The sequence below is a fragment of the Amycolatopsis sp. NPDC051102 genome, from assembly GCF_040682815.1.
In the GTDB taxonomy this organism is placed as follows: domain Bacteria; phylum Actinomycetota; class Actinomycetes; order Mycobacteriales; family Pseudonocardiaceae; genus Amycolatopsis.
On sequence record NZ_JBFBBT010000008.1, the window covers coordinates 334655 to 341688 of the forward strand.

Here is a 7034-nt window from a genome sequence, read left to right on the forward strand (position 1 = left end):
AGCCCGGAACGCCGCCTCAGCGAAGGTCCATCCCGAGGTCCAACGCCGGCGAAGAATGGGTCAGCCCGCCCACCGACAGATAGTCCACACCGGACCGGGCGTACGCCTTACCACGGTCGAGCGTGAGCCCGCCAGAGGATTCCAGCCGCGTCTTCGGCGAGACGTCGTCGCGGCGCGCCACCGCCCGGCGGCATTCCTCAGGCGTGAAGTTGTCCAGCAGCACCTCGTCCGCTCCGGCGGACAGGGCCTCTTCGAGCTGGTCCAGGGTGTCGACCTCGACCTCGCACGCCAGTTCCGGCGCGTGCGCCCGGGCCGCGGCCAGCGCCGCGGTCACCGAACCCGCGGCGACGACGTGGTTGTCCTTGATCAGCACCGCGTCGCCGAGGCCCAGCCGGTGGTTGACACCGCCCCCGCAGCGGACGGCGTACTTCTGCAGCAGGCGCAGGCCCGGCAACGTCTTGCGGGAGTCGCGGATCGCGCACCCAGTACCGTCCACTTCGGACACCCAGGCGGCGGTCGCGGTGGCGACGCCGGAGAGGTGGCAGAGCAGGTTCAGCGCCGTCCGCTCGGCGGTGAGCAGCCCGCGCACCGGGCCGGCCAGCACCAGCGCGGGCTCCCCCGCGACGAGGCGGTCGCCGTCCTCGCGCCGGGCCAGCACCTCGTAGCCGTCACCGAGCACCATGTCGAACACCGCGAGCGCCACCGGCAGCCCGGCGATCACGCCGTCGACGCGCGGCGTCAGCTCCGCGACCGCGACGGCGGACTCGGGCACGGTAGACGCCGTCGTCGCGTCCGGCCCGTACCGCAGGTCCTCGCCCAGCGCCGTGGACACCACGCGCTCGACGTCGTCGACGTCCAGCCCGGCCGCGGCGATCAGCCGGCGGACCGGTTCGGAGATGGGGAACGTCATGCCACGCCCTCCAGGGGGACCGGGTCGGCCAGCACCGGCTGGCCGGAGGGGCTGAGCCGGATGAGCTGGCTGCGCCGCCAGCCTTCGTCGGGCGCCGGGAAGTCGGACCGCACGTGGCAGCCGCGCGACTCGGTGCGCCGGACGGCCGCGGCCAGCAACGCCTGCGCCACCACCGTCAGGGCCGCGTCCTCGACCGCCTTGTGCGTCCACAAGGGAGTGTCCGAAAGCGACAGGTCGAGCACCGAGCCGGCCGCCGCGAGCCCGTCGGCGTCGCGGCCGATCGCCGCGTACCGGCTCATCACCCGCTGGAGCGAATCACGCGAGGCGGCCGGCGCCGTCGTCCACGAAGGCAGCCGCCCCCGCGACGGATCGGCCAGCAAGCCCGCCGCGAGATCCGTCGCGACGGCCTCCGCGACGCGCTGCCCGACGACGAGACCTTCGAGCAAACTGTTGGACGCCAACCGGTTCGCCCCGTGCAGCCCCGTCCGCGCGACTTCGCCGGCGGCGTACAGCCCGGGCACCGACGAGCGTCCGTCCACAGTGGTCACCACGCCGCCGCACGAGAAGTGCGCCGCCGGGGTCACCGGGATCGGGTCGGCGGCCGGGTCGAGCCCCAGCGCCGCGCACGCCGCGAACACCGTCGGGAACCGCTGCGCGAACCCGGCGATCCCCGTCGCGTCCAGGAAGACGTGGTCGTCGATCCCGCCCGGCGCGGTCGTCATCCGGCGCGTGATGGCGGCCGCGACGACGTCGCGGGGGGCCAGGTCGCCGAGCGGGTGCACGCCGCGCATCACCGGCAGGCCGGCGCCGTCGACCAGCGTCGCGCCTTCGCCGCGCACGGCCTCGGTGACCAGCGGGCAGCGTCCGCGCGCGCCCGGGGTGTACAGGACGGTCGGGTGGAACTGGACGAACTCGATGTCCGCCACGGCCGCCCCGGCCCGCAGCGCGAGCGCGAGGCCGTCACCGGTGGCGATCTCCGGGTTCGACGTCGCCTGGTAGAGCTGCCCGATCCCGCCGCTGGCCACCAGCACGGCCGACGCGCGGACGACCCCGGGCACGCCGTTGCGGTCGAGCACCGTGACACCCGCGACCCGGCCGCCCGGGGTGCGCAGCGCGTCGACGGCGATGTGGTGTTCCAGCACCGGCACCCGCGCCTGCCCGGCCTGCGCGACCAGCGCGCGTTCGACCTCGGCGCCGGTGGCGTCGCCGCCCGCGTGGATCACGCGGAACGCACTGTGCCCGCCCTCGCGGGTCCGGGCGAGCAGCCCGGACGCCGCCGCGTCGAACTTCGCGCCGTCCGCGCGGAGCCGGGCGATCGCGGCCGGGCCGCCGTCGAGGATCGAGCGCGCCGCCACCTCGTCGACCAGCCCGGCGCCCGCGGTGAAGGTGTCCTCCGCGTGCCTGTCGACCGAGTCGTCGAGGTCGTGCTCGTTTTCCAGCACCACGGCGACGCCGCCCTGGGCCCAGCGCGTGTTGCCGTCCGCCACCGCCGCCTTGGTGACCACCAGGACGTGCAGTCCCAGCGCCTGGGCACGCAGCGCCGCGGTCAGCCCCGCGACGCCGCTGCCGATCACGACGAGGTCGGCACGAGCTTCCCAGACGGGGGTTTTCGCCCGTGGGACATTAACCGGCGTGGTCATTCGCCGCCGCCGGGCTGCCCGATCTCGATCATCCGCTGCACCGAGGCCCGCGCCTTCGAAGCCGTTTCGACGTCGACGTGGACCTCGTCGAGCCCGTCGCGCAGGCAGCGCAGCAGGGCGGCGGGGGTGATCATCTTCATGTACCGGCAGGACGCGCGGTCGTTCACCGCGCGGAAGTCGATGCCCGGCGCGGCCTTGCGGAGCTGGTGGATCATGCCGATCTCGGTGGCCACCAGCACGGTCTTGGCCCGGGTGTCCCGCGCCTCGTGGACCATGTCGCCGGTCGAGAGGATCTTGACCCGCTCCGGCGCCACGGCGCCCTCGCCGGCCAGGTAGAGCGCCGACGTCGCACACCCGCACTCGGGGTGGATGAACAGGTCGGCGTCCGGGTCCTCGGCCGCGCGCTCGGCCAGCTCGGCGCCGTTGATCCCGGCGTGGACGTGGCACTCCCCGGCCCAGATGTGCATGTTCTCCCGGCCGGTGACGCGCTTGACGTGGGCGCCGAGGAACTGGTCCGGCAGGAAGAGAACCTCCTGGTCAGCGGGGATGGAAGCGACGACGTCGACCGCGTTCGAGGACGTGCAGCAGATGTCGGTCTCGGCCTTGACCTCGGCCGTGGTGTTGACGTAGGAGACGACCACCGCACCCGGGTGCTCGGCCTTCCAGGCCCGCAGCTCGGCGCCGCTGATGGAGTCGGCCAGCGAGCAGCCGGCCCGCGCGTCCGGGATCAGGACCGTCTTCTCCGGCGAGAGGATCTTCGCGGTCTCGGCCATGAAGTGGACGCCGCAGAAGACGATGGTGGACGCGTCACTGCTCGCCGCGATGCGGCTCAGGGCCAGCGAGTCGCCGGTGTGGTCGGCGATGTCCTGGATCTCCGGGAGCTGGTAGTTGTGCGCGAGCAGGACCGCGTCCCGCTGCTTCGCCAGGCGCCGCACCTCCTCCGCCCAGGCCGCGTTCGCCTCGACCCCGCCGAACGGGGTGAGACCTTCCGGAACCAACGTGGTGGTCATCGGGCCCTCCTGGACCTGTCTCCGGTTTTCGCCTTACAATCGAAAACCGTGCGAAGTCATCTTAACACCCAGGCCCCCCTGGCCCACGAGGTTTTGGGCGCGGTCCTTCAAGTGCGCTCGGACACACTGCGGGTGCTGCTGTGGCGCCGCGCGCTGGACCCGCACCTGGGCCGCTGGTCGCTGCCGGGCGGCCGGCTGCGGCCCGACGAGGACGTCGAGACGTCGATCCGGCGCCAGCTCGCCGAGAAGGTCGACGTCCGCCAGCTCAAGCACGTCGAGCAGCTCGCGGTGTTCAGCGACCCGGACCGCGTGCCGGGGCCGCGCGTGGTGGCGACGGCGTTCCTCGGCCTGGTCCCCTCCGACGTCGACCCCGAAGTGCCGGAGGACACCGAGTGGCACGACGTCGCGAAGCTGCCGCGCACGGCGTTCGACCACGAGGCGATCGTGCTGCGCGCCCGCGACCGGCTGCGCTCGAAGCTGTCCTACACGAACCTCGGGTTCGCGCTGGCCCCGGACGAGTTCACGATTTCCGCGCTGCGCGGGCTGTATTCGGCGGCGCTGGGCTACCGCGTCTCGGCGACCAACCTGCAGCGGGTGCTTTCGCGACGCGGCCTGCTGGTCCCCACCGGCCACACGGCCGCCCCCGGCCGGGCCGGCGGCCGCCCCGCGGCACTGTTCTCCTTCGCCGGCAAAGGCATGCAGATCACCGATCCGTTCGCCGTGTTCAAGCCGCCGTCGAAGTGACCATCCTGCGCCGGAGACCATCTCCCCTTACGGTGGACGCGTGACCGAGCCGGAATCGGAAAGTGACGCGACGACGACGATCCTGCCGTTGTTCCCGCTCCAGACCGTGCTGCTGCCCGGCACCAATCTCCCGCTGCACATCTTCGAACCGCGGTACCGGCAGCTGACGGCGGACCTGGTGAAGGGGACCGTGCCGGGGCGCGAGTTCGGCGTGGTCGCCCTGCGGTCGTCGCTGACCCGCGAGGTTCGTGGTCTGGACCAGTTGTACGAAGTGGGCTGCAGCACGGTGCTGCGCGAGGCGAAACGCTTGCCGGACGGCCGGTTCGACGTCGTGACGCAGGCCCAGCGGCGGTTCCGCCTGCGCGAGCTCGACTGCGTTTCGGCGCCGTATCTGATCGCGTCGGTGGAGTGGGTCGAAGACGACCCGGTTTCCCCGGCCGGCGACATGACCGAGCGGCTGGCGACGGTCGCGCGGGCGGCGCACCGGCGGTACTGCGAAACGGCGTGGCGCAGCGACGACTGGAACGCCCCGGAGCCGGACACCACGATCGGCGAGCTGGCCTACGCGCTGGCCGCCGACTGCCTGCTCCCGCTGGAAGACCGCCAGCGGCTGCTCGAGGAACGCCACCCGCTGCGCCGGCTCCGCATCGCCTGCCGGCTGCTCACCCGGGAAACGGGCTTCCTGAACACCCTGGGCGCGGTGCCGCTGCCGCCGGGCGAGCTCACCGATCTGAGCCGCCCGGCCAGCCTCAACTGACGCGGCTCAGGAGGAGCCGTTGCCGAACTTGTTCCACACCTTGCCGGCCGCGCCCGAAACCGCTTCGCCGACGTCGCTGAACACCTTCGTCAACGGGTCCGTGGACGAGCTCCACGAGTCCTTGTACGACTGGGCGGCCGACTTCAGGTCGTCCTTCCAGTCCGAGACCGGCTGGTCCGTGTCGCGGCGCGGGTAGTCGCCGGCGAGGATCGCGCGGTACTGCTCCGAGGCCGCCCACTTCTGCAGCTGGGCCGCGCGGACCACGGCGAAGGGGTGCGACTCGGTCTCGACGAACTTGAGCTTGAGGAAGCTGTCGCGGACGTCCTCGACCGACTCGTATTCGGCGGCCTGCTGCAGGAACGACGGGACGTCGATGCGTGCCGGGTCGATCCCGCCCGCGACCTGGATCTGGGCCCGCAGCGCCGCCGTCGGGTCCTGGCTGCACAGCAGCCCGGCGCGGTCGCACGACAGCTCGGCCTTGCGGAACCACTCGCGCAGCGCCGCGATGATCGCCCGGATCCCGAGCGCGCTGACCGGCGTCCACGACATCGCCGTCTGCAGGCCGACCAAGCGCACCATGATCGTGCGGTAGACGGCGTGCCCGGACAGCACGTGCCCCATCTCGTGGCCGACGGCGAACCGCAGCGACTCCTGGTTCATCAGCTCGACGAGCCCGGTGCTCACCCGGATGAACGGCTCGTCCATGCCGACGGCCGACGCCTGGACGCGCGGGTCCTGGTAGACGAACAGGTTCGGCACGGCAGGCAGGTCGAGCGTCTCGGCGCATTCGTGCCGCAGGCGGTCGAGCTCCGGGTACTGCTTCGGCCCGACGCGGATCGACGACGCCAGCGCCATCAGCCGCTCGCCGCGTTCGTTGTAGAAGCCCGAAACGGCCTTGACGACCTGGGCGAACCCGGGCACGGCCCGCAGCGTGGCGAGCGCGCCGCGGTCCACCGGGTGTTCGTAGGCACGCGGGCTGATGCCCGGGAAGCGGACGGCGTTGTGCCGCGAAGCCTCGATGTCTTCGGTCACTGCTGGTTCCCCCCTGTAGGTGACGGCCACCACTTTAGGGGAACGCGATCAGCCGAGCCGGCGACCCAGATCGTCGCGGCCGTTCCAGGTGGCCAGCAGGCTGTAGGCGATCGACACGCCGAGCGGGCCGGTGAGCAGCACCCACCACGATTCGAGGCGCGGTGCCAGCTCGATCACCGAGCCGAGCGCGGGCGGGCTGGTCACGGCGTAGTGGCTGTTCGCCCAGCCGACGCCGAGCAGCATGGCGAGCGCACCGGCGAGCGCGACACCGAGCACCGCGGCGAGGAACACGACCGGCCCGCGGCGTTCGCGCAGCAGCCAGACGACGACGCCGACGACGATCCCCAGCCCGAGCAGCAGGAACCCGAAGACCGCGAGGTCGTCGAAGCGGTGCCAGCTCTCCAGCTCCAGTGCGCCCTGGGTGCCGTCGGCGGCGACGATGCGCACGCGCTCCGGCGGCGCCAGCCGCGACCAGGCGAAGGCGAGCGGGAAGCTCAGCAGGCTCAGGGTGCCGAGCACGCTGACGGCGGGCAGCAGGTCGGCCTTGACGACCACGCGTGGCCGCCGTTCCCGGAACAGCACGGGCACCGACCACGGCCCGGCCACGGCCGACGGCCGGTGCGCGGGCCCCGACGACTCACTCACCCGGACTCCCTCCTGCGACGTTGCCACCGAGCGTAACCGGTCGATGCGTGCGGGCAGTGAGCCGCTCGCCCGTGTCGCGCCGGGCAGGGTGAACGTTCTGGTCCGTTAAGCGGCCGCGCGCAACCGCGGCAATGAACGATCCAGTCCGTTAAGCCGCCGCGCCGCCGCAATGAACGATCCGGTTCGTTAAGCCGCCGCGTCGCCGCAACAAACGATCAGCCCGTCAAGCCGCCCCGCCGCCGCAACAAACGATCAGCCCGTCAAGCCGCCCCGCCGCCGCAATGAACGATCCGGTT

7 protein-coding genes are annotated in these 7034 nt (G+C 72.5%); 2 read left to right on the forward strand and 5 right to left on the reverse strand.

Annotation, left to right across the window (positions count from 1 at the left end; genetic code table 11):
• Positions 1–16 precede the first annotated feature (16 nt).
• The 3 genes from nadC to nadA are packed head-to-tail and all read right to left on the reverse strand — an operon-like array spanning position 17 to position 3560.
• The gene (nadC, locus tag AB0M93_RS24315) at positions 17–910 is read right to left on the reverse strand and encodes a carboxylating nicotinate-nucleotide diphosphorylase (protein WP_364276449.1); all 894 of its coding nucleotides are present in this window, start codon (positions 908–910) and stop codon (positions 17–19) included.
• Positions 907–2550, reverse strand: coding sequence for an L-aspartate oxidase (locus tag AB0M93_RS24320; RefSeq protein WP_364276450.1), 1644 nt, complete (start codon positions 2548–2550; stop codon positions 907–909). The genes nadC and AB0M93_RS24320 overlap by 4 nt, the downstream gene beginning before the upstream one ends.
• On the reverse strand, positions 2547–3560 hold the full coding sequence (gene nadA, locus AB0M93_RS24325) for a quinolinate synthase NadA (protein WP_364276451.1): 1014 nt from the start codon (positions 3558–3560) through the stop codon (positions 2547–2549). Before nadA ends, AB0M93_RS24320 begins: the two co-directional genes overlap by 4 nt.
• 111 nt (positions 3561–3671) lie before the next feature.
• Between nadA and AB0M93_RS24330 the strand changes: the two genes are divergently transcribed.
• Both AB0M93_RS24330 and AB0M93_RS24335 read left to right on the forward strand, forming a co-directional pair.
• Positions 3672–4304 (forward strand): NUDIX domain-containing protein, encoded by a 633-nt coding sequence (locus AB0M93_RS24330; protein WP_364276452.1) that lies wholly within the window; start codon positions 3672–3674, stop codon positions 4302–4304.
• Between the two features lie 40 nt (positions 4305–4344).
• The gene (locus tag AB0M93_RS24335) at positions 4345–5061 is read left to right on the forward strand and encodes an LON peptidase substrate-binding domain-containing protein (protein WP_364276453.1); all 717 of its coding nucleotides are present in this window, start codon (positions 4345–4347) and stop codon (positions 5059–5061) included.
• Positions 5062–5067: 6 nt separating this feature from the next.
• Here AB0M93_RS24335 and AB0M93_RS24340 read toward each other — a convergent pair whose 3' ends face one another.
• Positions 5068–6093 carry a M48 family metallopeptidase gene (locus AB0M93_RS24340; RefSeq protein WP_364276454.1) on the reverse strand — a complete coding sequence of 342 codons (1026 nt, stop codon included), beginning with the start codon at positions 6091–6093 and terminating at the stop codon, positions 5068–5070.
• 48 nt (positions 6094–6141) lie between these two features.
• On the reverse strand, positions 6142–6738 hold the full coding sequence (locus tag AB0M93_RS24345) for a DUF2567 domain-containing protein (protein WP_364276455.1): 597 nt from the start codon (positions 6736–6738) through the stop codon (positions 6142–6144).
• Positions 6739–7034: the final 296 nt, after the last annotated feature.

Bases quoted from the DNA above. Each gene is read 5' to 3' on its own strand.
- nadC (WP_364276449.1), bottom strand. From the start codon at position 910: ATGACGTTCCCCATCTCCGAACCGGTCCGCCGGCTGATCGCCGCGGCC.
- AB0M93_RS24320 (WP_364276450.1), bottom strand. From the start codon at position 2,550: ATGACCACGCCGGTTAATGTCCCACGGGCGAAAACCCCCGTCTGGGAA.
- nadA (WP_364276451.1), bottom strand. From the start codon at position 3,560: ATGACCACCACGTTGGTTCCGGAAGGTCTCACCCCGTTCGGCGGGGTC.